The 24,860-nt window shown below is 56.5% G+C and carries 25 protein-coding genes and 1 other RNA gene; 5 read left to right on the forward strand and 21 right to left on the reverse strand.

The features are described from left to right. The first annotated feature begins 237 nt into the window (after positions 1 to 237). The gene (locus ABWQ15_RS06115; protein ID WP_353907873.1) at positions 238 to 534 is read left to right on the forward strand and encodes a DUF1292 domain-containing protein; all 297 of its coding nucleotides are present in this window, start codon (positions 238 to 240) and stop codon (positions 532 to 534) included. A 7-nt stretch (positions 535 to 541) separates the two neighbouring features. Beyond that, a non-coding RNA gene (gene ssrS / locus ABWQ15_RS06120) (6S RNA) lies at positions 542 to 739 on the forward strand. A 164-nt stretch (positions 740 to 903) separates the two neighbouring features. Here ssrS and sigE read toward each other — a convergent pair. The 6 genes from sigE to mltG all read right to left on the reverse strand — a co-directional run bounded on the left by sigE (position 904) and on the right by mltG (position 6,976). Next, positions 904 to 1,608: an RNA polymerase sporulation sigma factor SigE gene (gene sigE, locus ABWQ15_RS06125; protein ID WP_353907874.1), complete on the reverse strand. Its 705-nt coding sequence runs from the start codon at positions 1,606 to 1,608 to the stop codon at positions 904 to 906. 38 nt (positions 1,609 to 1,646) lie between these two features. Continuing rightward, complete coding sequence (locus tag ABWQ15_RS06130; RefSeq protein ID WP_353907875.1) at positions 1,647 to 2,516, reverse strand: sigma-E processing peptidase SpoIIGA; 870 nt, start codon at positions 2,514 to 2,516, stop codon at positions 1,647 to 1,649. A gap of 273 nt (positions 2,517 to 2,789) precedes the next feature. Beyond that, positions 2,790 to 3,047: a methyl-CpG-binding domain-containing protein gene (locus ABWQ15_RS06135; RefSeq protein WP_353907876.1), complete on the reverse strand. Its 258-nt coding sequence runs from the start codon at positions 3,045 to 3,047 to the stop codon at positions 2,790 to 2,792. 119 nt (positions 3,048 to 3,166) lie between these two features. After that, a complete protein-coding gene (locus ABWQ15_RS06140) occupies positions 3,167 to 4,564 on the reverse strand; it encodes an NAD(P)/FAD-dependent oxidoreductase (RefSeq protein ID WP_353907877.1) in 1,398 nt (465 codons plus the stop codon). 29 nt (positions 4,565 to 4,593) lie between these two features. Beyond that, on the reverse strand, positions 4,594 to 5,820 hold the full coding sequence (locus tag ABWQ15_RS06145; protein ID WP_353907878.1) for a peptidase U32 family protein: 1,227 nt from the start codon (positions 5,818 to 5,820) through the stop codon (positions 4,594 to 4,596). After that, complete coding sequence (mltG, locus tag ABWQ15_RS06150; protein WP_353907879.1) at positions 5,807 to 6,976, reverse strand: endolytic transglycosylase MltG; 1,170 nt, start codon at positions 6,974 to 6,976, stop codon at positions 5,807 to 5,809. Before mltG ends, ABWQ15_RS06145 begins: the two co-directional genes overlap by 14 nt. A 115-nt stretch (positions 6,977 to 7,091) precedes the next feature. On the opposite strand from mltG, the gene ABWQ15_RS06155 reads away from it, so the two are divergent. Next, on the forward strand, positions 7,092 to 7,262 hold the full coding sequence (locus ABWQ15_RS06155; RefSeq protein WP_353907880.1) for a hypothetical protein: 171 nt from the start codon (positions 7,092 to 7,094) through the stop codon (positions 7,260 to 7,262). A gap of 65 nt (positions 7,263 to 7,327) precedes the next feature. Here ABWQ15_RS06155 and ABWQ15_RS06160 read toward each other — a convergent pair whose 3' ends face one another. The 4 genes from ABWQ15_RS06160 to ABWQ15_RS06175 form a co-directional block, all read right to left on the reverse strand. Beyond that, positions 7,328 to 7,993, reverse strand: coding sequence for a dTMP kinase (locus ABWQ15_RS06160; RefSeq protein ID WP_353907881.1), 666 nt, complete (start codon positions 7,991 to 7,993; stop codon positions 7,328 to 7,330). Further along, the gene (locus ABWQ15_RS06165) at positions 7,990 to 8,712 is read right to left on the reverse strand and encodes a WecB/TagA/CpsF family glycosyltransferase (RefSeq protein WP_353907882.1); all 723 of its coding nucleotides are present in this window, start codon (positions 8,710 to 8,712) and stop codon (positions 7,990 to 7,992) included. The genes ABWQ15_RS06160 and ABWQ15_RS06165 overlap by 4 nt, the downstream gene beginning before the upstream one ends. A 238-nt stretch (positions 8,713 to 8,950) precedes the next feature. Next, a complete protein-coding gene (locus tag ABWQ15_RS06170; protein ID WP_353907883.1) occupies positions 8,951 to 10,042 on the reverse strand; it encodes a PucR family transcriptional regulator in 1,092 nt (363 codons plus the stop codon). A 144-nt stretch (positions 10,043 to 10,186) separates the two neighbouring features. Beyond that, on the reverse strand, positions 10,187 to 10,921 hold the full coding sequence (locus ABWQ15_RS06175) for a pseudouridine synthase (RefSeq protein WP_353907884.1): 735 nt from the start codon (positions 10,919 to 10,921) through the stop codon (positions 10,187 to 10,189). 159 nt (positions 10,922 to 11,080) lie between these two features. On the opposite strand from ABWQ15_RS06175, the gene ABWQ15_RS06180 reads away from it, so the two are divergent. Then, positions 11,081 to 11,542: a DUF4830 domain-containing protein gene (locus tag ABWQ15_RS06180; RefSeq protein WP_353907885.1), complete on the forward strand. Its 462-nt coding sequence runs from the start codon at positions 11,081 to 11,083 to the stop codon at positions 11,540 to 11,542. Between the two features lie 176 nt (positions 11,543 to 11,718). Here ABWQ15_RS06180 and lpdA read toward each other — a convergent pair whose 3' ends face one another. The 7 genes from lpdA to ABWQ15_RS06215 form a co-directional block, all read right to left on the reverse strand. Further along, a complete protein-coding gene (lpdA, locus tag ABWQ15_RS06185) occupies positions 11,719 to 13,452 on the reverse strand; it encodes a dihydrolipoyl dehydrogenase (protein WP_353907886.1) in 1,734 nt (577 codons plus the stop codon). A gap of 210 nt (positions 13,453 to 13,662) precedes the next feature. Beyond that, positions 13,663 to 15,009 carry a dihydrolipoamide acetyltransferase family protein gene (locus ABWQ15_RS06190; protein ID WP_353907887.1) on the reverse strand — a complete coding sequence of 449 codons (1,347 nt, stop codon included), beginning with the start codon at positions 15,007 to 15,009 and terminating at the stop codon, positions 13,663 to 13,665. Positions 15,010 to 15,036: 27 nt separating this feature from the next. Next, entirely contained in the window at positions 15,037 to 16,011 is a 975-nt protein-coding gene (locus ABWQ15_RS06195) for an alpha-ketoacid dehydrogenase subunit beta (protein WP_353907888.1), read from the reverse strand. A 21-nt stretch (positions 16,012 to 16,032) separates the two neighbouring features. Beyond that, positions 16,033 to 17,025, reverse strand: coding sequence for a thiamine pyrophosphate-dependent dehydrogenase E1 component subunit alpha (locus ABWQ15_RS06200; RefSeq protein ID WP_353907889.1), 993 nt, complete (start codon positions 17,023 to 17,025; stop codon positions 16,033 to 16,035). 194 nt (positions 17,026 to 17,219) lie between these two features. Further along, on the reverse strand, positions 17,220 to 18,278 hold the full coding sequence (locus tag ABWQ15_RS06205) for a DctP family TRAP transporter solute-binding subunit (protein WP_353907890.1): 1,059 nt from the start codon (positions 18,276 to 18,278) through the stop codon (positions 17,220 to 17,222). Between the two features lie 80 nt (positions 18,279 to 18,358). Continuing rightward, entirely contained in the window at positions 18,359 to 19,669 is a 1,311-nt protein-coding gene (locus tag ABWQ15_RS06210; protein WP_353907891.1) for a TRAP transporter large permease, read from the reverse strand. After that, positions 19,669 to 20,187 carry a TRAP transporter small permease gene (locus tag ABWQ15_RS06215; RefSeq protein ID WP_353907892.1) on the reverse strand — a complete coding sequence of 173 codons (519 nt, stop codon included), beginning with the start codon at positions 20,185 to 20,187 and terminating at the stop codon, positions 19,669 to 19,671. Before ABWQ15_RS06215 ends, ABWQ15_RS06210 begins: the two co-directional genes overlap by 1 nt. A 377-nt stretch (positions 20,188 to 20,564) precedes the next feature. Here ABWQ15_RS06215 and ABWQ15_RS06220 point away from each other — a divergent pair, with 377 nt between their 5' ends. Beyond that, positions 20,565 to 21,278, forward strand: a complete 714-nt coding sequence (locus ABWQ15_RS06220; RefSeq protein WP_353907893.1) for an MBL fold metallo-hydrolase — start codon at positions 20,565 to 20,567, stop codon at positions 21,276 to 21,278. Positions 21,279 to 21,313: 35 nt separating this feature from the next. Here the strand turns inward: ABWQ15_RS06220 and ABWQ15_RS06225 are convergent, their stop codons facing one another. The 4 genes from ABWQ15_RS06225 to lplA are packed head-to-tail and all read right to left on the reverse strand — an operon-like array spanning position 21,314 to position 24,843. Beyond that, on the reverse strand, positions 21,314 to 21,805 hold the full coding sequence (locus ABWQ15_RS06225) for an E3 binding domain-containing protein (RefSeq protein ID WP_353907894.1): 492 nt from the start codon (positions 21,803 to 21,805) through the stop codon (positions 21,314 to 21,316). An 11-nt stretch (positions 21,806 to 21,816) separates the two neighbouring features. Next, a complete protein-coding gene (locus tag ABWQ15_RS06230) occupies positions 21,817 to 22,791 on the reverse strand; it encodes an alpha-ketoacid dehydrogenase subunit beta (RefSeq protein WP_353907895.1) in 975 nt (324 codons plus the stop codon). Then, positions 22,788 to 23,786: a thiamine pyrophosphate-dependent dehydrogenase E1 component subunit alpha gene (locus tag ABWQ15_RS06235; protein ID WP_353907896.1), complete on the reverse strand. Its 999-nt coding sequence runs from the start codon at positions 23,784 to 23,786 to the stop codon at positions 22,788 to 22,790. The genes ABWQ15_RS06230 and ABWQ15_RS06235 overlap by 4 nt, the downstream gene beginning before the upstream one ends. Positions 23,787 to 23,805: 19 nt before the next feature. Beyond that, the gene (gene lplA, locus ABWQ15_RS06240; RefSeq protein ID WP_353907897.1) at positions 23,806 to 24,843 is read right to left on the reverse strand and encodes a lipoate--protein ligase; all 1,038 of its coding nucleotides are present in this window, start codon (positions 24,841 to 24,843) and stop codon (positions 23,806 to 23,808) included. Between the last annotated feature and the right edge of the window lie 17 nt (positions 24,844 to 24,860).

The following is a 24,860-nucleotide window of genomic DNA, read 5'->3' on the forward strand; positions in this document are numbered from 1 at the left end:
ACGGTGGAACAACTGTCATAGTGCACCATCATATTTTATATTCTACCATTCCTGTCAACTCTTAAATTGTCGTCTTTCCCTTCTAAAAAGTTCCAAATTTTTAAAAATTTTTTTTAATGCTCAAGAATATGCATGCCTATAATTTCAATTTTCCATGTTTTCCTAGCCTGATACACTTGCATTTTCCCTCTGAAGCGGATACAATATGATCAAAGAAAACCGTAAGGAGGCGTTCCCATGAGCGAAGATCTTAGCCCCACATTTGTCACAATCACCGATGAGGATGGAAACGATATTGAATTGGAGTTCGTGGACGCATTGGAGCACAACGGCCAAAAGTATATGGCTTTCTTCCCCGCCGAGACGGAGGACTCCGACGAGGAGAACGCGGACACCGGGCTGGTGATTCTGAAAGCCGTGACGGAAAACGGCGAAGAAATGCTCTCCACGCTGGACTCCGACGAGGAGCTGGACGCAGTGTACGACTTGTTCATGGAATCGCTGTTTGAGGACGAGGAGGACGAAAACCCCTGACGTCTTGAAGACCCTGCGCGGTGCGTGATAGACCTTTTTTAACCCACATTTCGTTATAAGGGATGCCGGATCAGTCCGTGGTTCGCAGGCCTCCCGGCTGCTGTTTGCGGCTGGAAGTTGGAAGCGATAAAGCGTGCTGCAGGCGACCCACCTGTCCGTAAAGGTGCAGGTTATAACGGGGTCTACACGGCCGAGCGGGGCCGTCGTTATACAAGTTCTTAATTCCTCGCTCATTTAAAGGGCGGAGATCTTTCGCCTGCGAGACGAGGAGCATAGCGATTTGGGACTGCTGTAAGGCAGTCCTCTTTTTTTGTAAATGATTGCGCCCGGCCATGGAATAGTCGGGCGCTGTAAGTATTATAAATTTTGCTAGCTGAGTCGAAGAATTTCTTTTTTCAGCCGTTGGATGATGCGCTTTTCCAGACGGGAGATATAGGACTGGGAAATACCGAGATGGTCGGCCACCTCTTTTTGGGTGCGCTCCTGTCCCCCGTTCAGCCCGAAGCGCAGTGTGATAATCTCTTTTTCGCGGGGAGAAAGGATTTTTAAAGCGGCGGTCAGGAGACTTCGGTCCACGTCGTCCTCGATCGGGCGCATGACCACATCGGCGTCGGTGCCCAGAACGTCGGAGAGGAGAAGTTCGTTACCGTCCCAGTCGGTATTTAACGGCTCGTCAAAGGAGACCTCCCCTTTTCGGCCTGCGTTTTTGCGAAGGTACATTAAGATCTCGTTTTCAATACAGCGACTGGCGTAGGTTGCCAACTTAATATTTTTATCAGGCCTGTAGGTCTCAACCGCTTTGATTAAGCCGATGGTGCCAATGGAAATCAGGTCTTCAATGTTAATCTTGGTATTCTCAAAGCGGCGGGCTATGTACACCACAAGGCGGAGATTGTGTTCGATGAGCTCCTGACGGGCGTCGGTCTCGCCGATGCGAATTAGCAACTCTGCCTCCCGCTCACGGGTCAGTGGCGGCGGCAGGGTATCGCTGCCGCCGATATAGTGGACGGGCGTCCGGGGCAGAAGACCCAGACGGCAGAGCAGCTTTCGAAGTTTTTCCAACCAATGAGGCATGTTCTCGGTCCTCCCTTTCGTCTTTACCGGCACGTTTTTCATGTTTCAAGTTCGCCCCAAAGGGCATCGCAGCCATCTCCCACAGGAGTGGGCGACAGTGCCAGCAACAATCGTTCCCGTTTCTTTCCGTTGACGCTGGCCCAATCCAGACGGACCGCCAGCAGCAATCCGCTCTCTACCCCTACCGCACTGTATGGCAGCAGACGAAACCGCGCCGCCGCCCAGCCGGACGACGCCAGGCGCTCCATGATCTCGGAGGGAGCGCGCAAGGCGGACGGCGACAGCAACGGACCCAGTTCCGGCGGCCAGAGCGTCTGAAGTTTTTCCGCTGAGGCTACCAACACTGACCTCCCCGTCGCCGGGTCCCGGAGGGTATTGCCTGTGTCGCACAGGGCTGTCAGGGCTGTGCGGCGACCGTAAATTGCAACCGTCACCGGGATCAGGAACCCCCCTGCCCCGCTGCTTCGAGCACTGGCGCGGAATACCACCGTCAGCACGATGTACGCCGCAGCGGCAGAGATTAGCAGAATCTTTGCGTCCACATTTGTATAGAAAACGCCATTTTCCATGGGTATCCCCTGCCCAGCGGCCAATCCCAGCGCCAGCACGCACCCCGCAAAGCCGCAGGACACCAGAAACAGCAGCAGCGTCAATCGAAGGAACCGGGGTTCACCGCCGTAAGCCGCCAGCGCCATCAATACTCCCGCCGCCACCTTCACCAGCGGCGTGGACAGCCACCCCAATCCCGGCAGGAACACCGCCACGGCATAGGCTCCCCCCAGCAGTGCCGCCAGAAGGAACCGGAGCCTTTGGAGTCTGGCCCCCGCCAGTTGGGCGGCGGCGTACACCAGCAGATAATCCGCCAGTGCGTTCAGCACAAACACGCTGTCTATGTATACCACCGTCATTTCCGCCGCCCCCTTCTCCGAATTCTGACCGCAGCCCGCGGAGGCGCAGGTTGAACTCGCCTTGCGGATTACTAAGCAGTCACCATTATAGGACAGCCGGTGCAAAAATCAGGTCGCAATCAAAGTGAAAATCAGACTTGACAGTGGAAAAAATCAGCTACATACGGTCATTAAATTTTTCATGCAGAAAAAGGCACGGAACGACTTGTTCCGTGCCTTTTTCTGCATATTTCCAGCTTATTCAGCTTCTTGTTTCCTTCTGGGCCGAACACGTTACTTCCCGCTCTGCGAATCCTCTTTCGCCAGTTCCATAAGAAAACCGATCAGCAGAGCCTCATCCGCCTGATCGTCGGCAAACATCTCCAGATTGTCGCCGTTCTCCTCCAGCAGCCGCCCGATGGCGATATACTGAGACAGAGAGGATTTCAAATTGAACACGTCACCCTGAGGAGATTTCAGATATACATCGCGTTTGCAGTCGTCCAGTACGTTGATAAATTTCTTCACGTCTTTGATATTTTTCAGTTTCATAATGACCTCCCTTCTTTCTGAGACATTTTGTGTATTCTGACCGTATCGATTTTTATCTCCATACAATGGAGGAAATCGCCCAAAAAAGGCCCTGAAAAAGTACAGTTCCCTGCGTGGCTTCAGCCCTCTTCCGCGATTTTCCGGCCCATGAGTGTCCCCATAACGGAGGCCATCATCAATCCGCGGGTCCAACCGGAGGAATCACCCAGGCAGTGGAGTCCCTTAAGGCTGGTATTGAAGTCGGTATCCATTTTCACCCGGTTGGAGTAAAACTTCAGCTCTGGAGAGTACAGCAGCGTCTCCGTGGAGGCAAAGCCGGGAACCACGTGGTCCATGGCCTGAATGAAACCGATGATGTTCACCATGGAGCGGTAAGGCATGGCGGCGGTAATGTCCCCTGCCACGGCATCCGGCAGTGTGGGACGGATGTTGGACTGAGCCAGTTCCTTCTGCCAAGTCCGTTTGCCGTCCAGAATGTCGCCGAAGCGCTGGACCATAATGTGCCCGTCGCCCAACATGTTGGTCAGTTCTCCCACCTTTTGGGCATAAGCGATGGGCTGGTTGAAGGGGACGCTGAAATTGTGGGAGCACAGAATCGCCAGATTCGTATTGTCGGTCTTCAGGTCCTTATAGCTATGACCGTTGACCACCGCCAGATTGTTGTCGTAGTTCTCCTGTGAGACAAAGCCTCCTGGGTTCTGACAGAAGGTCCGGACCTTGTTCTTGAACGGCCGGGGATAGCCAACCAGCTTAGACTCATAGAGAACCCGGTTCACCATCTCCATGACCTCGTTGCGCACCTCTACCCGAACGCCGATGTCCACCGTGCCCGGCGCGTGAGCAATGTTGTGTTCAGCACAGAGTTTTTCCAGCCAGTCCGCGCCGCGGCGGCCGGTGGCCACCACGGTATGCTTCGCAAAGACCTCCTGGTCGGTCTTTCCGTTGGAAATGGAGACGCCTTTGCATACGTCATCTTCCAAAATAATGTTGGAGCATTCGTAACCGAACAGAATCTCCACACCCTGCTCCAGCAGATACTTTTCGATGGCAAGGTACAGGCTCTGCGCCTTCTCCGTACCAAGATGGCGGATGGGGCAGTCCACCAGCTTCAAGCCGGCTTGAATGGCGTGCTTGCGGATCTCCTTGCGCTCGGGGTCGTTGCCAAGGCCCTCAATATGCTCGTCGGCGCCGAAGTCCAGGTAGATCCGATCGGCGTAGTTGATGGTCTCCTGAGCCAGATTCTCCCCGATCAGGGTCGGCAGATCGCCGCCCACCTCATAGGAAAGAGACAGTTTTCCGTCGGAAAAAGCCCCCGCGCCGGAAAAGCCGGTAGTAATGTGGCAGTAAGGCTTGCAGTTCATGCAGTACCCCGTTTTGTCCTTGGGACAGTGGCGCTTCTCTACGCTCTGGCCCTTCTCTACCATCACGATTTTCTGCTTGCTGCCTTTTTTCAGCATTTCAAGCGCGGTAAAAATACCGGCGGGGCCTGCGCCTATAATCACAACGTCTGCGTTCATTCTCTTTCTCCTCACTTATCTGGGTCCTGTTACTTGGCTGACAGCTCCACGTCGTGCCGCACCAGCGACAGCGGCGGCACCGGGCGGGGCAGTTTCATCTGAAATACGGTCTGAGGTGTTTTGATCTCTTCCACCGCCGTACCGTCCGGTTCCCGCAGCTCCGGGACAGTCATGGCAAAGGGACGGCAGTCCGGCCCAACGACTTCCACTTCCTCTCCGGTGTACACCTTGTTCCGCAAGGACAAAGTGGCATTTCCGTTTTCGTCGCAATCAACGACAAGTGCTACCACTTGCCAGTTTCTGATATAGCGAGAATTCTCAAGGTACTGCCCCGGCTGGCCGTAAAAAAAGCCAGTGGAATAACGACGGTGACTGACGTGCTCCACCTCGTCCCGCCACACGGGGTCAAGCGGTTTTCCAGCCGCTGCGGCATCCAGACAGTGGCGGTAAGCTCCTGTGACAATTGCCGCGTAATAGGCGGACTTTGCGCGCCCCTCGATTTTCAGGCTGCTGATTCCGGCGGTGCACAGCTCGTCCAGATGGTCGATCATGCACATGTCCCGGGAGTTCATGATATACGTACCCTTTTCATCCTCGAACACCGGGAAGTATTCCCCGGGGCGCTTTTCTTCCATCAGGGCGTACTGATACCGGCAGGGCTGGGCGCAGGCGCCCCGATTGGAGTCCCGCCCGGTCATATAGCTGCTGAGAAGGCAGCGGCCCGAATAGCTGACGCACATCGCCCCATGGACAAAGCACTCGATTTCAAGGGACGCGGGGGTTTTGGCCCGAATCTCCCGAATCTCGTCCAGACTCAGTTCCCGGGCCAAAATCACCCGCCGCGCCCCCTGATCGTGCCAGGCCCGGGCACACTCATAGTTGGCAATACTGGCCTGGGTAGAAATGTGGCGCTGGCAGCAGGGAGCGTATTTTCCCGCCAGTGTAAAAACCCCCAGGTCCGCCATGATCAGCGCGTCCACCCCGGCGCTCTGGAGTTTTTCCAGATGCGCCGGAAGGCGGGCGGCCTCGTCGTTCCGGGGCATGGTGTTCACCGTGCAGTGGACCGTGACGCCGCGGCTGTGGGCGTATTCCACCGCCTTGGGCAGCTCCTCGTCGGAGAAGTTTCCGGCAAAGGAGCGCATTCCAAAGCTGGTCCCCGCCAAATACACCGCATCTGCGCCGTAGGCCACCGCCATTTTCAACCGCTCCATGTCTCCCGCGGGGCAAAGCAGCTCCGGCAGCTTAGTTTCCAGCATACTGATCACTGTTGATAAAGTCGTTGTGTTCCTTAAGCGTAGAGGAGAAGTGGTGGGTTCCGTCCTTCCCGAGAGCATAGAAATAATAGTCGGTGGACTCTGGTTCCAGCGCCGCCTCCAGCGAGGTGAGGCCCGGGTTGGCAATAGGCGTGGGCGGCAGACCCTTGTACTTGTAAAGATTATACTTGGAATCCACCTTTTTGTCGTCGTTGGTGATGGCGCCCGCGTGATCCGGCAGCGCGTACAGCAAGGACGCGTCCACCTGCAGCATCCCATAGGTGCCGTGGCTCCCGGTGTCCGCCATCCGGTTGTAGATGACGGAGGCAATGGTCTTCTGGTCGCTGCCTGCCGTCTCCTTTTCGATCAGGGATGCCACGGTGACGATCTCCTTCAGGCTGTGGCCGGATGCTTCCACCTGTGCCATCATGTCGTCGTCCATCTTCGTTGTAAAGTTGGAGATCAGGCGGCGCAGGGCGCTTTCGGGCTTTTCATTCACATAAAAATCATAGGTGTCCGGGAACAGATAACCCTCCAGGCGAGAAATGTCGTTGGAGGAATTGTCGATAAAATCATAGCTGAACGTGCCGGTCTGAGCAGCCTGGGTCAGATTTGCCTCGGTATTGACGCCGTTTTTCGCAAGCAGCGCAATAATCTGCTTGACAGTATAGCCTTCCGGAATCGTAATGCGGACAGTGTCCGTATTCATGCCGCCGGAGGAGTTGTGCATCGCGTTGATCAGCGCCATATAGTCCATCTCACTGTTCAGCTCATAGCTTCCGATCCCAATTTTGTCATTGGCACCGGCAATGCCCCCGAAGAATCTGAAAAACCACTTATACTGAATCAGACCAGCATCGTGGAGCTTGCCGGCAATGCTCTTCAGATTGTCATCCGCCGTGACCTGAATCGTGGTGGTGACATCCGCCTTGCTGAACGCGCAAAAGTCATTGATGAGCAGCCAGCCCACGCCTGCCACCAGCACGGAGGTCAGCAGGACAAACAGCACATATTTCCACCCGCTGAGAAACCGTCTGCGGCGACGGCGGCGGTGCGGTCCCCGGCCTGCTTTCTCTTCTGCCTGGGATTGACGTACGCTATCCCGGCGAACCTGATTCGCGTCCCAGTTGGCGGTTTCCTGATTGTTGTATTCGGACATACCTTGTTATACCTCCTGCGATCCTGCTGTGTTCAAAATTTTTAATGGGCCAAGTTTCCCCGCGGTTCATCGGCGCATAGATTATCTTAAAGACTTTAAGTGAGGTGACAAATTCATGTGCTTTAACTCGGGGAATAGCAACTGCTCCTGCCTGTGGCTCATCATCATTGTCATTCTGATTCTGTGCTGCTGCGGCGGAAGCGGCTTGTGCGGCAACAACGGCAACAGCTGCGGAAACGGCTGCGGAAACGGCTGCGGAAACGGCTGCGGAAACGGCTGCTGCTGATCCACCTCCACGGGCAGACGGGACGCGAGACGTCCCGTTTTGCCGATATGAAAAGTGGACTGGCTTTACAGATATTTTTTCACCTTCCGCCAAACCTCGCTGTGAATATCCTGCACGGAACGAATCTGTCCGTCTCGGGCGCAGTTCACCATGGCCCAGCCCAGATCCCGGGCAACCTGCCGGGCATTCATCCGACAGTTGCGCAGATAAGTGTCGTCCTGCTCATGGATATCTGCTTTGACGCCGGTACTAAGTTCTCTTTGACGGAGCATCTGTTCTGAAAGTTCCGTGGGGAGATCCAGATAGAGCACCAAATCAGGCTGAGGAAGGCTCAGGCGGCAATATTCCAAATCAAAAAGCCAATTCAGAAATTCCTCCCGCTCGGCAGGCTGAAGCTTTGATGCCTGATGCACCGCATTGGAAGTCGTATAGCGATTCGCAAGAATCAACATACCGGCCTCATAGGCCGCGCCCCAGTCCTGTTTGTAGGAAGCATATCGGTCCACCGCGTACAGCGTGGAGGCGGCGTAGGCGCTGACGTCGCCGGGCTTTTTCCCCAGTGCCCCATCTAAATACAGTCTGGCCGGTTCCGCAAAGGGGTTTCCGTACCGCGGAAAGTCAATTTCCTGAAATGGAACTCCCTGCTCTTTCAACTTTATCCCCAGCATTCCGGCCTGGGTAGCCTTGCCGGAGCCGTCGGTTCCCTCGAACACGATCAGTTTTCCGCTCATTTCCGCCGTCCCCTCTCCTGCTTCACATGGATCAGAAACAGCGGCAGCTTCATCATCCGTCCGATGCGGCGAGGCTCCCTGCACAGCCGGTAAAACCACTCCAGCCCGTGACGCGACCAAAACTCCGGCGCCCGTTCCACTCTTCCCGCAAATACGTCCAGACTGCCGCCCAAACCGCACAGCAGACGCGCTTCGGTGGACTTTCCGTTTTTCGCCATCCACAGTTCCTGCTTCGGTGCTCCCAGACACACGAACACGCAGTCTGCCCCGCTGAGTCGGATGGCCTCCACCACAGGAGCATCCTCCTTGAAATACCCGTCGTGGGTCCCGGCAATCCTCAATCCGGGATATTTCGCGGCCAGCCGGGCTCCAGCCTCTTCCGCCACGCCGGGTTTGGCCCCCAACAAATAAAGGGACTTCCCCTCAACGGCCATTTTCTCCATCAAGCGCCCGGCAAATTCAATACCCGGCGTTTTTTCTTTCAGCGGAGTCCCCAGTATTGCCGCGCCCTTGATCACGCCGATGCCGTCCGGCAAAACCAGATTCGCACCGTTGACGGCAGCCCGCGCCTCCGGGTCCTCCCGGCAGACCTCCACAATCTCGGGGTTTGGGGTCGCAACATAATGCACCCCTTCTGTATTCAAAAGGCGCTGCCCCTCCGCCACAGCCTCCGCCATGGTCACATTGTCAAAGCCAACGCCAAGCACATCAATCCGCATGGAAACACCTCGTACCTTTCGCAACTCATACAGTTTTATTATACCATATCCGCTTGGCTTTGTCCAACCCTAAAATTCCCCGGGGCCCCAGCCAGCGCAGAAACGCAGCCGGAATATCTCAAATTGTCCTCCGCCCAGCTTCCTCCCGTGCGCAAAAAACACGTCTTCCCAAGGAACCGTCTTCGTACCGGGCAAAAAAAGGGAGCGGACCTTCGTCCGCTCCCCTCTTGATTTTCTATCAGGCGTCAATGCCGCGGGAGGTCAGATATTTCTTGACCATCAGCGCCACCTTGAAGGTAATGGCATCGTCAAACTCCCGGAGGTCGAGGCCCGTGAGCTTCTTAATCTTTTCAAGACGATACACCAGCGTATTCCGGTGGACGAACAGCTTTCTGGCCGTCTCGGAAACGTTCAGATTATTCTCGAAAAACTTATGGATGGTAAACAGCGTCTCCTTATCCAGCGCGTCGATGGGGTTCTTCTTGAAAACCTCCTGCAAAAACATCTCGCAAAGGGTAGTGGGCAGCTGATAAATCAGGCGGCCGATGCCCAGATTCTCGTAGTTGATGACATACTTCTCCGTGTCGAAGACCTTGCCCACCTCGATGGCGATCTGCGCTTCCTTATAGGATTTGGCAAGATCGCGCAGGTGCGTGGCCACGGTGCCGATGCCCACCACCACGGTGGACTCGCCGTTGGAACGAAGGGCCTCTTCAATGGAAGTCGCAATCTTATTCAACTCCCGAACGCCAGTTCCCTCGGGCAGCTGGCAGATCAAAACCACGTTTCCCTCCCCCACAGAGAGAACGAAATCGTTCTGCCGGTCGGGGTACAGGGTCTGTATGGAGTCCGTAGGGACGGACTCCGTCTTCTTGATGGAACGAATGACGAACACACCCCGGGCCACATCGCTGACAACCCGCAATTCCTTCGCCCGCATATAAATGTCACCCAGCATGATATTGTCTGTGATAATGTCTTTGATAAAGGAGCCACGGTCATGCTTTTCCTCATAATAGGATTTGGCAGAGTTCAGCGCCACCGTCGCCAGTGCGCAAACCGTTTTGCTGATATCGTTGTCGCCGAAAGCGAAAGCGGCATAGTCAAACTGGTTGCCCCAGCCGTTCAGCGCCTTAAAGGTCTTCCCGGATGAAGCCAGCATGCTTCCTCCGGCAGTGTTGATCGCAGGCACAAATTCCGCCCACCGCTGTCCGATCATGGAAAGTTCGCTGCACGCAATCACAATTCCCTCACCGTCGATCACGCCCACCGTCCGGTCCGTATTTTCCTTGAGCTGCAGGACTACGTTCTGAAAAATTCTTCCCGACATTGCCGGCCCTCCTAACGCACACTCGTCATTTTGCTTTGTGCATTTTGTCAATGACTACATTATATCGATATTTTTGTGAAAATGCAAGACATTTTTTCTTTTTTCAACAAAAAAATCAGTGGCTTTTTGTAAAATATTAAGATTTCATGAAGCTCCTGCCAAACTGTTTCGCAGTACATCCAGTTCTTCCTCTGTCAAATATCGAAAATTGCCGATACCCAACGCCGCATCCAGCGACAATTTGCCCATGGACACCCGTTTCAGATAAGTCACGGGCTTTCCCTGCGCCGCCAGCATCCGCTTCACCTGATGAAACTTACCCTCCCGCACCGTCACAAGGCATTCGCTCTCCGATCCGGAAGACAATATCTCCAATCCGGCAGGCTGGCAAACAAGGCCGTCCGCAAGCGACATGCCCGCCTCGAACGCCCGGCAATCCGATTCCTCCAGATGTCCGTTCACCCTGGCATAATACACCTTGTCAACGTGGTATTTAGGGGAAAGAAGGCGGTGGGCGGTCTGTCCGTCGTTCGTCAGGAGCAAGAGCCCCTCCGTGTCCTTGTCCAACCGTCCCACCGGAAACAGCTCCAGCTTTTGCAGCTCCGGCGGCAAAAGGTCCAGAACGGTTTTCCCTTTCCCATCCTCCGTTGCAGAGAGAACGCCTGCGGGCTTGTTCATCATTACCCATGTGTTCTCCCGCCAGAAAACGGTCTCCCCATCCACCGTCAGCATCACGGCCTCTGGGTCGTACTTCGACTCCGGCGACGGCACGGGCGCGCCGTTCGCCAGGACCCGTCCCTGCTTCACCAGCAGCTTTACTTCCCGCCGGGACCATCTGCCAGTCCCGGAAAGCAGTTTGTCCAGTCTCTGTGTCGTCACGGCGCACCATCACCTCTCACACTGTATTTTTTTAATTTTAGCATATCTGAAGGGCAAATGGAATAAGGAAATGGCGGAAGGGTCAAAAAGTTTGTCCAAAAAGTTATGGTTTTGCGCCGCCGGGAACGGCGCCGCACAGGGAGAAAGGGATGGTTTTTCATGTTCATCTGGACGGCACGCCTGCGGAAGAAAAAGACGTTTTTGGCAGTGGTACTGATCGCCGCACTAGTAATCCTGCTGGTAATTTTGGGCGGCTTCCTCCATAAATCTGCCGAGAACGGTGTAGGGCGGCTGGACACGGAGGAATCCCGGGCGGACTATTTAAAGGATCTGGGCTGGGAGATCTCCCCCGATCCGGTGGCAACCCTGCAGCTTCAGCTGCCCGACCCTCTGACGGCGGATTATGTCGCTTATAATAAGCTCCAAAAAGGGCAGGGATTTGACCTGGAGGACCTGAAAGGCCGGCAGGTCACCCGCTACACCTATACCGTTTTGAACTATCCGGGGCATCCTGACGGCGTACAGGTGAACCTGTATCTTTGCGAGGGGATCCCGGCGGCGGGGGATATCATCGTTACCGGTGCGGATGGATTTCAAGCAGGACTCACTTTCCCCGAATGAGCGATTTATTCTCCCTAACGGCAAACCGACAGTAAAGCCGAATAAATAAGCTTTTCCGCCCTATTTTTGGAATTCCGAAAAAGTCAACGCAATCATTCCTCAGGCTTTATAGCAGACTGCCGCGGCCCGCCGTACTTTTGCACGGCGGGCTGCGGTGTTTTCTTAGAGGGATAATTTCAGTTTTTCGTATGGATGGATCTTTTCTCCACATTCAAAGCTGCCTCACGCATGGTTTCGGTGACGGTGGGATGAGAGTGGATGGTGGAGATCAACTCCTCCACCGTGGCCTCCAGACGGATGGCCAGCGCGCCCTCGGCGATCAGATCCGTGGCACGGGGCCCGATGATGTGCATACCCAGCACCTCGCCGTACTTCGCATCGGCAATGATCTTGACCAGACCTTCGCCGCCGTTGAGGATCAGAGCCTTGCCGTTGGCGCTCATGGGGAACTTGCCGACCTTGTAAGCAACGCCCTTGGCCTTGCACTGCTCCTCCGTGAGACCCACGCCGGCAGCTTCCGGCTCCATATACACGCAGGTGGGGTTCGTCTTCTCGTCGTACACGGCGGGAACGCCGCAGATGTTCTCGGCGGCCACCTCGCCCATGGCGGAGGCGGTGTGCGCCAGCTGGGCATAACCCATGACGCAGTCGCCGATGGCGTACACGCCGGGAACGCTGGTCTCCATCTGATCGTTGACAAGAATACGGCCCCGGTCGTTGTTCAGACCGCCGGCCTCCAAATTCAGGGACGCGGTGTTGGCGCGGCGGCCGATTGCCACCAAAACCTTCTCCGCCTCAAAGCTGACGGTCTCGCCCGCCTTGTTCTTGCAGACCACCTTTGCGCCCACGGGGGAGGACTCCACAGCCTGCACGGGGCATTCCAGATAGAACTCCATTCCCATCTTCTTCATGTGGGCCACGCCGATGGCGGTGAGGTCGCCGTCCAGCATGGGCAGCATATGGTCCAACGCCTCCACAACGGTGATCTTCGTGCCGAATGCCGCATAGGCGCAAGCCAGTTCCAGACCGATGACACCACCTCCGATGACCACCATGGACTTGGGCAGCTCGGAAAGGCTCAATGCGCCGGTGGAATCAATGCAGTTGGGGTTCTCTTTCAGACCGGGGATGGGAGGCGCAAAATTGACGGAGCCGGTGGCCACGATGACGGCGTCGGCGGTCATGGTCTCTGTGGAACCGTCGGACTTCTTCACGCTCAGGGTCTTGGGGGAGGTAAACGCGGCCTCGCCGTCGACCTTGGTGACCTTGTTGATCTTCAACAGGCCCGCAACACCGGAAGTAAGCTGCTTAGAGATGGCGTTTTTATGGGCGATAATCTGGGGAAAGTCCACCTCCACGCCAGAGACCTTCACGCCGATATCAGCACCCTGTTCCTTGATCTGAGAAATCAGCTCGGCGCTGTGCAGCAGACACTTGGTGGGAATGCAGCCGATGTTCAGGCAGGTGCCGCCCAGATGCTCTTTCTCGATCACAGTGACCTTGGCACCCAGCTGCGCAGCCCGGATAGCGGCAACATAACCGCCGGGGCCGCCGCCCACTACCAAGACAGTCTTACTGCCGGCTGCGGCGGGAGCAGCGGCAGCCGGTGCCGCAGGGGCCGCAGCAGCAGCCGCGGCGGGAGCGGCGGCTCCGCCGGCGGAAACTACCTCGCCGGACTGTCCGATATAGGCCACCACGGTCTTGCAATCCACGGTCTCACCCTCGCCGAACAGAATCTTCAGTAGGGTTCCATCGGTGTCGCACTCCACGTCGTTGGTCAGCTTATCCGTGGCCACGGAGAACAGAACGTCGCCCGCTTTGACGGCGTCTCCCTCCTTCTTCTTCCATTCCTCAATGGTACCCTCCGTCATGGTCAGGCCCATTTTCGGCATCAGAACTTCAGTTGCCATAGTAAATTGTCCTTCTTTCTTAAATAAGGCGAGGGCCCGGCCTCAGCCAGGCCCCCCGATTTTTCCGCTCCGCGGAAAACAAATCGAATCCTTTTTGTCAGGACATGCGCCTGCCGGAAATTCTCCGCCCCGTGCGCCTTGGGCGCACACGCCAGTCCGCAGACTGGCGATGGGACAGATTGAGGGGGAGCCTGCTCCCCTTCGAGATCGTCAGACCAGCAGCATGTACGGATTCTCCAAAAGCTCGCAGATGCGCTTAAGGAACTTGGAGGCCATCACGCCGTCCACCACGCGGTGATCGGCGGTGAGGCACAGGTTCATCATGGGACGGATGACAATTTCACCGCTCCGGACCACAGGGGTATCCACCATGTCGCATACGCCAAGAATCGCCAGCTCAGGCTGGTTGATGATGGGGGAGAAATTGGTGATCCCATAAGGCCCCAGAGAGGAGATGGTAAAGGTGCCGCCGGTCATATCCTCCATGGCAATTTTGCCGTCGCGGGTGGAGGCGATCAGTTTCTCGGTCTCCTTTGCGATCTCCGCCAGAGACTTGCTGTCGGCGCTCTTTACGTTGGGAACGATCAGCCCGTCGCCCTTGGACACAGCCAGGCCCATGTTCACGTGCGTGTGATGAGTCAGCATGTTGTCCGCAAAGCTGGAGTTGATATCCGGGAACTCGGTCAGCGCCTTTGCGACCACCTTCATCAGAATGTGGTTGTAGGTCAGCTTGATGCCCTGTTCCTTCAATCCGTCCTTCAGCTTGGCGCGCAGGTCCTTCATGGCGGTGGCATCCACAGGATGCGTGTAGGTCACCCGGGGAGAGGTATGCCAGGAGTTTGCCATATTGGCGGCAATGCTGCGGCGCAGCGGATTGACCTTCTTGGGCGCTTCATCGTTGCTGCCCAAAACGGGCGCCGCAGCGGCAGGGACAGCGGTGGGAGCAGCGGCAGTCTTTCCGGCGGCGGCCAGCACATCGGACTTCATCACCCGACCGTTTGCGTTCAGGCTGTTGAGGTCCACGCCCAGCTCGGCGGCCAGCTTGGCGGCCATGGGGCTGGTCTTGGGTCCGGCCACGAAGGATTCCACGTCCTTCGCCACCACCGTTCCATTGGGGCCGGTCCCGGGAACCTGGGACAGGTCATAGCCCTTGTCCTTTGCCAGCTTGCGGGCGTAGGGAGTCGCCAAAACAAACCCGCCCGGCGCGCGGTTGGCGGCGACAGTCGCAGCAGGGGCGGCGGCAGGAGCTGCGGTCACAGCAGGCGCGGCAGAGGCCGCAGCGGGAGCGGACGCCGTGGAAACGCCGGGAACGGCCTCGCCGGCGGAGCCAATCCAGGCAATCACGGTTTTGCAAGCCACGGTCTCGCCCTCACCGAAGAGAATCTTCAGCAAAGTTCCGTCGGTATCGCACTCCACGTCGTTGGTCAGCTTATCGGTAGCCACGGAGAGCAGCACGTCGCCCACCTTGACGGCGTCGCCCTCCTTCTTTTTCCATTCTTCAATGGTGCCTTCGGTCATGGTCAGACCCATCTTCGGCATCAATACTTCAGTTGCCATATTTGAAAATCTCCTTTTCAACAGGCATTAAAACATGCCCTTGATGCCCTTGTACAGGTCCTCCGGATACACGCGCACCATTTTCTCCAGCGTGGGGGCGAAGGGAATGGGGCAGAACGGAGCGCCATACCGCAGGATGGGTGCATCCATATACTCCATAGCCTCCTCGGCAACGGTTGCGGCAATCTCGGCGCCAAAGCCGCTCTGCTTCACCGCCTCGTGCACCACGCACAGCCGGTGGGTCTTCTTCACGGAGTTCAGCACCGTCTCCTTATCCCAAGGAGACAGGGTAATGAGGTCGATGACCTCGGCCTTGATTCCGTCCTTGGCCAGCAGATCTGCCGCGCCCCTGGCGTTCTTCATCCCGATGGAATAGGACACGATGGTCACATCGCTGCCCTCCCGCTCCACGCGGGCCTTGCCCAGCGTATAGGGAACCTGATCGGCGATCTCGGGCAGCTCGCCCTTTTCCTTATAGAGAATCTTATTCTCGAAATACAGCACGGGGTCATCGGACTCGATGGCGGCAATCAGCACCATCTTGGCGTCATAGGGATTGGAAGGAGCCACGACCTTGATGCCGGGGATGTGAGGGAACCATGCCTCCACACACTGGGAATGCTGGGCCGCACCCTGGAAGGTCATGCCGTCCGGCGCGCGGAGCACCAGAGGTACCTTGGCCTGACCGCCGAACATGTAGCGGGCCTTTGCCATCTGGTTGAAAATCTCATCCATCGGCACGCCGATAAAGTCGGCAAAGTGCATATCCACCACGGGACGAGCGCCGGCCAAGGCCGCACCCACGCCGCCGCCGATGATGAAGGTCTCGGAAATGGGGGTATCCAGGATCCGTCCGGGGAACTGCTCAGGCAGGCCCTTGAACTGACCGAAGATGCCGCCCTGACGGGCCAGATCCTCGCCCATTACAAAAATGCTGTCGTCTTTCGCCATGGTCTCGGCCATTGCCTCGCAGGTGGCCTGAGAAAATGTAAGTTTACGCATTGTCGTCATCCTCCTCAGTTCTTAGTCCACATAGACGTACTTCAAGTACTCGCTGGAATCGGGGTATTCGGACTCCATGGCGAACTTCTTGGCCGCCTTGATCTTCTCCGCGCAGGCTTCGTCGATGGCATCGCAGTCCTTGGCAGTCATCAGCTTCAGCTTGGCGGCCTTCAGGCGGAACATCTTCAGAGGATCGGTGTCGTGGAATATCTTCTGAGTCTCTTCCTTTTCGCGGTACAATTCGGGGTCGCCCACATAGTGACCCTCGATGCGGTAGGTCTTGGCCTCGATAAAGGTGGGACCCTCACCCTTCCGTGCGCGGGCAACCGCTTCCACAGCCGCATCATAGACAGCGAAGACATCCTGGCCGTCCACGATCACGCCGGGAACATGATAGCCCACCGCACGATCGGAGATATTTTCAGTGTTACAGGTGGTACGATAGGGTGTGGTGGACGCCCAGCAGTTCATCTCATTGACGAAAATGACGGGCAGGTGCCACGCGGAAGCCACGTTCATGGCCTCGTGGAAGGTGCCGCGGTTGGAGGCGCCGTCGCCAAAGAAGACCACGGAAACCTTGTCGTTCTTCAAAACCTTCATGTTAGCAAGCGCAGCTCCGGTGGCCAGGTTATAGCCGCCGCCCACCACGCCGTTGGCGCCCAGCATACCAATGGAGAAGTCCGCGATGTGCATGGAGCCGCCGCGGCCCTGGCACATGCCGGTCTTCTTTCCGAAAATCTCGGCCATCATGCGGTTCACATCCGCGCCCTTGGCAATGCAGTGGCCATGGCCGCGGTGGGTGGATTCGATCATGTCGTCCTGCCGCAGGGCGGCGCACACGCCGGTGGCAATGGCCTCCTCACCGATGTACAGATGTACGAAACCGGGGATCTCGCCGGCCAAAGAGTCATGCTTGATGCTCTCCTCGAAATGGCGAATCGTAGACATGGTCTCGTAAAATTTCCCGGCCTGTTCCTGGGTATATGCTGCCTGTGCAGCCTTGGTGGTTGCCATAGGAAAAACTCCCTTCTGCCGACTTTTATCGGTTTTTTGTAAAAAATGTAAATTTCTTGAGCTAAATTTCACCAAATTGTCAAATTTTTCACTCGTGCGATTCTGAAAAAGCGTGGCGACAGTCGCCTGTAGCCACGCTCTTCCAATTAACGCAACTTAAAAATATTCGTAACTATTTTCCAGAGATTGGATACTTACTTCGTGAAGGCAGCGATCAGCTCAGGAGTCAGCACGCTGGCGAAGTCGTCATAGCAGGGCTGAGCGGCTTTCTTGAACTCTGCGGTGGCCTCAGGAGTCAGCTCAGTAACGGTGATACCGGCGGCTTCCCACTTCTTCAGGATAGTCTGATCCTGCTCACGCTCCAGCGCGCGCTGATTCTTGGCAGCCTTCTGGCCGCACTCATCAACGATCGCCTGCAGTTCAGGAGACAGAGAATTGTACAGATCGCCGTTCATGCAGAAGAAGATGCAGTCATACACGCCCGTCCAATAGGTGACATACTTCTGGACCTCGGAGATAGAGGCGCCGTCGGCGGTGGGCAGGGGGTTCTCCTGTCCGTCATAGGTGCCGGTCTGCAGGCCGGTATAAACCTCGGACCAGTTGGCATTGGCCCAGTTGGCGCCCCACTTTGTGTACTCGGCGTTCAGCAGCTCAGAACCGGCGACACGGAGCTTCAGGCCCTTCATGTCAGCCAGGCAGGTGATGGGACGCACGCTGTTGGTGGGATGACGGAAGCCGTTTTCACCAATACCCAGCAGGTGCAGGCCCTTGCTCTCGACGACCTCGCCAAGGGCCTTGCCGCCAGCGCCGTCCATCTTCGCATCAACATCGTCAACGGAATCAAACAGGAAAGGCAGGGAGACCACGTTCAGACGCGGATCGAACGCGGAATAGATCAGGTTGGAGTGAGCGGACAGCTCCGTGGTGCCGTCGATAACGGCCTGAATGCCCTCGGACTGGTTGCCGGCAGTCAGCTGGTCGGCAGCATAAACCTCAACCGTGATGGCGCCACCGGTGGCGTCCGACACCATCTGACCGAAGTCACGGCCCATGTCCGCCCAGCAGGTGTTCTCCGTGGCAGAGCAGGCAAACTTCCAAGTCGCCTTCTCAAATTTGGTGCCGCTGGAGGCAGCGCTGGAAGAGGAACTGCCGGAAGCAGCGGGAGTGGAGGCAGCGGGAGTGCCGCCGCCGCAGCCAGCCAGCAGCGTGGCGGTCATAGACAGAGCCATAGCCAGTGCAAGAAACTTTTTCATGGTTTTTCCTCCTTAAAATTTTGGTCGCGTAATCAAGTTGCGTTATCTGAAATCACTCATGTGATGGCAGATCCTTGGAATCAGGCCGCAGCACCCAGGAACACAGTGGAGAAGAAAGGAACATAGGTAACGATCAGCAGCGTGACGACGCAGGCGATAATCATAGGCCACACCGCTCTGGCAATCGTCTCAATCGTGACCTTCGTCTTATCCTTGACATCCCTCAGCTTGTCGCTGACTCCGATGGCCACGAACAGATTCACGCCTACGGGCGGAGTCACCTGACCGATCGCCAGGTTCACGGTAGACAGAACGCCAAAGTGAATCGGGTCGATGCCCAGTTGCTGCGCCACGGGGAACATGATGGGGATAAAGATGTACATGGCGGAGTTGGCGTCTACGAAGCAGCCGGCGATCAGGAAGATCACGTTGACAATCAGCAGAAACACATACTTGTTGCCGGCGATATTCAACAGCAGATCCTGGGCCGCTCCGGAAATACCGTGGACCGTGCAGATGTAGGAAAACAGCGTCGCACCGCCGATGATGAGCATGATGCCGCCGGTGGTCTTGCCGGAGTCGACCAGCAGGTCGTACAGATCCCGAAGCTTGACCTCATGGTAGATGAACACACCGACGATCAGGCCGTATACCACGGAGACGGCAGCGGCCTCGGTGGGGGTGAAGATACCGCCGTAAATACCGCCCAGAATGATCACAGGCATCAAAAAGCCCCAGAACGCAGAGAGGAAAGATTTCCAGCGCGCACCCCAGGAAGCTCTTTCGCGGGAGGCCTTCAGTCCCTTGCGGCGGACTTCGATCATGATGACCACCACCAGTGCAATACCCATCATAATGCCGGGAAGGATACCGCCCATGAACATGTCGCCCACGGAAACACCGGTAATGGAGGCGTACACCACGAACGCGATAGAGGGCGGAATGACAATGGCAATCGAAGAGGCCGTCGCCATCATGGCGGAAGAGAAAGGCGCGGAGAAACCGCCGCGGTTAATCATGGCGGGGATCAGGATGATACCCAGTGCCGCCACGGTGGCCGGACCGGAACCGGAAATCGCGCCGAAGAAGCAGGCCACCACAACGCACACAATGGCGATACCGCCGCGGCGGTGTCCAATGCAGTCGTCAATGAACTGGACCAGACGCGTGGAGATTCCGGCCTTTGCCATGATGTTGCCGGAGAGGACAAAGAACGGGATTGCCAGCAGCAGGAATTTTGCCATGCCGTTATAAACATTGGTGGGGACCACGGAGAGCTTGTCTCCGGAGTATATCATCGCCAGAATGGACGAAAGGCCGAGACTTGCGCAGATGGGGATGTTCAGAAACAGCATAATGAAAAAGGAACCAAACAAAATCAGGTTGATCATCAGTCGTTTCCTCCTTCCTCATCAGATTTTACGCAAGGCGCGTTTCCGGCCAGTACATCGACACAGAATTCAATGGTGTGCAGGATCAAGAATACGCAGCCGATGGGCAGGAAAATGGTGAATACCCACTCGGGCCAGCCAAGGGAAAAGGTGTGCTTGCCGTTGGCCATCTGGGTCAGGACCTTGTCGATGCCGGTCTTCAGCAGTAGGACCCAGAACAGGGTGTTGGCCACTGTGATGATCAGCACAAATACCTTTTTCCCTCCAACCTTCATCCGGTCAAAAATCAGGGACAGACTAATCAGGCTGCCCTCCCGTGCGCACAGCGCGCAGCCAAGCATGATCATCAGAATAAACAGGTTGATAACCAGCTCCTCGGTCCAGGCAAACTGACTGTTGCTCAGCTTTCGGACCAGGACATTTGCGAAGGTGATCATGGTTACGAAAGCCAAAACCACACTGAGAACGACCTTCTCAATTCCAGCAATGACATCCATGATCTTTTTGTAGACACTCATTTGATCAATCCCTCCTGTTGATGCTGCGGTCTTTCTATCAGAATATTTATGCACCATTTTCGGATAGTCGGTCATATGCTCTAAATGCGGCGCAGGAAACTATTCTTCAGTCAGATCCGCTCCACAGAAAATTTTGAATTTTCTGCTAACGTGGACAAGTATAACATTATTACGTAAAAATATCAACTTAATCCTTATTTTATTTGTTTATTTCAGCACTTTACATATAATTTTTAGTCAAAAAAAGTACTTTGCACAAATTGCGTTTTTTTAATTTTTCTTGGCATTTTCTAAATATCGTGCTATACTGGCAGTAGCTTAGCCTCGTCCTAAAATGAAAATTCATGCGATTTTTTATACAAAGGAGCACCTGTAATATGCCTATATGCCAGATCACACTCAGTGCCAACGCCGGCGTGGCCCTGCAGCTCGGCGGCATCCGCCTATGGGTGGACGCCCTGCACGATAAAGCCGTCTCCGGATTTTCCACGCTCTCTCCAGAGCTTCAGGCCGCCGTGGCAGTTCATCCGGATTTTGCGGAGCCGAACCTGATCTTTTATACCCACTGCCACCCGGACCATTTCTCTCAGCGTCTGACCCAGCTGGCGATTGAACAGTGGCCTTTCGCAAAGGCAATCCTGCCGGAACGGCAGTTTGAAAATCAGCTTCTTCTCTCCCGTCCCCGGGAGCAGCTATTTCTGCCCGAGTTGTCCGTTCAATTCATCCGCCTGCCACACGAGGGAGAACAGTACGCAAACGTAGCTCACTACGGGTGCCTTCTTGACGGGAGTGGTTTTCGGGTTTTGATCCCCGGGGACTGCGCCGTGGCCAGTCCCGCCCTGCGGGAGTTCCTGCAGGAGTCCGGCCCAGTGGACCTGGCTCTGCTGGACTTCCCATGGATCGCGTTAAGTAAGGGGAGACGGTTCATTGAGCAGTTCATCCGGCCACGCTGTCTGGCGGTATATCATCTGCCCTTTGCGGCGGATGACATTTTCGGCTATCGCCGGGCAATCTTCAAGGCTGCGGAACAGGTCCAGGTGGAGGACCTGCGGCTGTTTCTGGAGCCGCTTCAGCGAGAAACCTTTGGATAGATCTCCGGGGACGCGCTTTGCGCGTTCCCTTTTGTTCACACCAACATGGTCAGCGGCTTTTCCAGCAGCCGTCTCATGGACCGCAGCAGATCTGCCGCCTTTTCATCGCTCACCGCGCCGGGGTCGTATGCCAAATGTATGCGCACATGTCCGTCCGTGGGGTCCCCTACCGCCATGGCGGCGGTTTCATCGGATTTCAGCGTGGGCAACACGCCCTCCATGCCGTTTCCGGCAAACCGAACCGGCACGTTCAGCCGGGCCGCGGCCCGCTCCGTGAACACCGGGAAAGTCAGCGCGCCGTCCAGAGTTTTCAGGGCCGCCAGCAGCTCGCTTATGTCCGCCGTGGTATAATATCCGGCCATCACGCCGCAGGATGGCTTTTCCTCCGTCTTTGACGCCGCCTCCACGTCCCGCCAGACAATCCGCCCGTTAGGGCCGGTACCGGTCAAGGACTCCAGCATCACGCCCAGCTCTCTCGCCGTTTTCCGGGCGTAGGGCGACACGTGAAGTCTTGCTTTCTCTGCCATACGCGCCTCCCTCAGCGGCCCAGCGTTTTTTTGACGCAGGATACGATGTCCGCCGGATGGGGAAATTCCGCGTCCTCCAGCACCGGAGAGAACGGAGAGACCACGTTCAGTCCCGCCACGCGGCCCACGGGAGAATCCAATTCGTCAAACAGTTCCTCCGTGATCTGTGCGGACAGCTCCGCGCCCACGCCGCCGCGCTTTACGCCCTCTTCCACAACAATCACGTTGTGCGTCTTGCAGACGGAGGCTTTCACGGTCTCCCAGTCCAGAGGCACCAGTGTCCGAAGATCAACAACCTCCGCGTCGATGCCCTCCGCCGCCAAAGTCTCAGCCGCCTCCAATGCGAAAAAGACCTGCCGGGACCAGGTGAGGATGGTCACGTCTTTGCCGGGGCGCTTGATATCGGCCTTGCCAAGAGGGATGAGATACTCGCCGTCCGGAATCTCTTCCTTCCTTGCGTAGAGCAGCTTGTGTTCCAGAAATACCACGGGGTCGTCGTCCCGGATAGCAGCCTTTAAAAGGCCCTTGGCGTCCGCCGCCGTGGACGGGCAGACCACCTTCAGTCCGGGAATATGGGTAAACAGCGCTTCCAGGCACTGGGAATGCTGTCCGGCATTTCGCCGTCCCGCACCCATAGGCGCTCGAAAAACCACAGGAATTTTTACCTGTCCGCCGGTCATGTACCGCAGCTTTGCCGCCTGGTTCATCACCGGGTCGAGGCACACCGTGATAAAGTCGTCGTACATCCACTCCACCACGGGCCGCAGACCTCTCATTGCCGCGCCCACGGCAATGCCGGTGAAACTGGACTCGCTGATGGGTGTGTCGATCACCCGGTCGGAACCGAACTCATCCCGAAAGCCCTTGGTAATAGCGAACACGTTGCCCATAACGCCGACGTCCTCACCCAGAAGAATTACATTTTCGTCCCGTTCCATCTCCTCGTGAAGCGCCTGGCCGATGGCCTTACTGACGGTGAGCTTCATCGCAGCACGCTCCTTTCGTTGTCGGAGGAATAGACGTTGTCAATGACCGCCGCAGGGTCGGGGTCGGGAGAGCTTTTCGCAAACCGATATGCGCTTTCGATCTCCTCCGCTACGCTCCGATCGATACTCCCGATCTCCGTCTCTTTCACGCCCAGCTCCAAAAGCCGGGTCCGGGCCTTGTCGATGGGGTCCCTGGACTTTCCTTCAATCAGGTACTCCTTAGGACGGTATGCCGCAGGATCTCCGCAATAGTGGCCCTGATATCGATAGACCATTGTCTCCACAAGAGAGGGTCCGTCGCCGGAACGGGCGCGTTCCACCGCCCCGGCGACGGTGTGGAAAACCGCTTCAACATCCGTGCCGTCCACGGTGACTCCGGGGATGCCATAGGCCTTCGCCCGGATCGCAAGACGGTCGGTATTGGTAATACGGTGAATCTCCGTGGAGACCCCGTAGCAGTTGTTTTCAAGCAGGAACACGATGGGCAGCTTCCATGTGGCCGCCATGTTCAGCGTCTCATGAAAGGTCCCTTGATTGGAGGCCCCATCCCCAAAGAATGCCACCGTCACCGCGCCGTCGCCTTTGATCTTCGACGCCAGCGCGCTGCCCGCTGCCAGCGGGATCCCCGCGCCCACAATGCCGTTGGCCCCCAGAATACCCAGGTTCACATCCACAATATGCATGGACCCGCCCCGGCCCCGGCAATAGCCGGTTTCCTTTCCGAACAGCTCCGCCATGGACCGGTCCACGCTGGCTCCTTTCGCCAGGCAGTGTCCGTGTCCGCGGTGGGTGGATGTGATATAGTCCGTATCCTTCAGTGCCAGACATGCACCCACGCCGCTGGCCTCCTGACCCATATACAGGTGAATATTGCCTGCCAGTTCGCTGCGGGTAAAGCACTCGGCGGCCCTCGTTTCAAAGGCCCGGATCAGCGCCATCCGCCGATAAGCCTCACGGTACCAGCCCGCTGCGCAGACTGCTTCTTCCGTTTTCAATGAATAGCCCCTTTCTCGCTCATTCCGCACGGAATATCGTATCCAGAATCTCATCCTTCTGAATTCCGCCGAACAGCTCCGCCAATGAGAAACGGTCAAGCACCGCCGCCACATCCTCCCGCCGGAAGGCGCAGCCCTTCAGCGCCTCCGTGAGCTCGTCCAGCGGGCAGACCGAAAGAAAATCACCGTAAAACACGATATTCGCAATGCAGCCCTTCTCCACGGCAATCCTTGGTTCCAGCGTTCCACTGTCAAACCGGCGCTTATCGGTAAAATTATATCTGGGAGAACGTCCGAAGTTCCACTCCCATGTGTCGTACTTTGTGCGCTTCAATTCCTCCACGGCGGCCAGCTCTTCCTGCGTGAGGGAATCGGCTGTAAGACCACCGCCTGCCAACGCAGTCTTCAAATAGTTCCAGAAATCCGTTATGCTCATTTCCTCGGACAGAAACTCCCGAATGTTCCCGATCCGGCTTCGGACAGATTTGGCGCCCTTGGACTGAAATTTTGCCGGGTCCGCGTTCAGCGCTCCGGCCACCATACCGGGATTCGCATCAAACAGCAGCGTCCCATGGTGAAGGATGCGGTCCTTCATCAGGCGCTGGGCAGTTCCGGAAACCTTACGCCCCTCCACCAATATATCGTTCCGACCGGAGGCTTCTGCATTCAGGCCCAAGCCCTTCAGCGCTTCCACAACGGGCTTTGTAAACCGCTCCATAGCCAGGCGCTCGGCATTCCCGGCGTCGGTGATGAAGGAATAGTTTAGATTTCCAAGATCGTGATACACTGCGCCGCCGCCGGTGGTGCGGCGAACCACATGGATATGGTGTTCCTCAACAAAGGTGCGGTTGATCTCCGCCTCGGCATTCTGATTCTGGCCGATGACGATAGTATTGTCGTTCTGCCACAAGAGCAGATAGTCCCCCACCGCTCTGCGGGCCAGCACGGTCTCTTCAAACGCCAGATTGTAACAGGGATTTTGTGATCCTGTTTCCAGATAATTTGTCAGGCTGCTAATGGCACATCCACACCCCTCATCACAATTTGGTCTGACCAACTGCCGGTTACCGGTCT

This window comes from Oscillibacter sp. (assembly GCF_040505565.1).
GTDB lineage: Bacteria > Bacillota > Clostridia > Oscillospirales > Oscillospiraceae > Oscillibacter.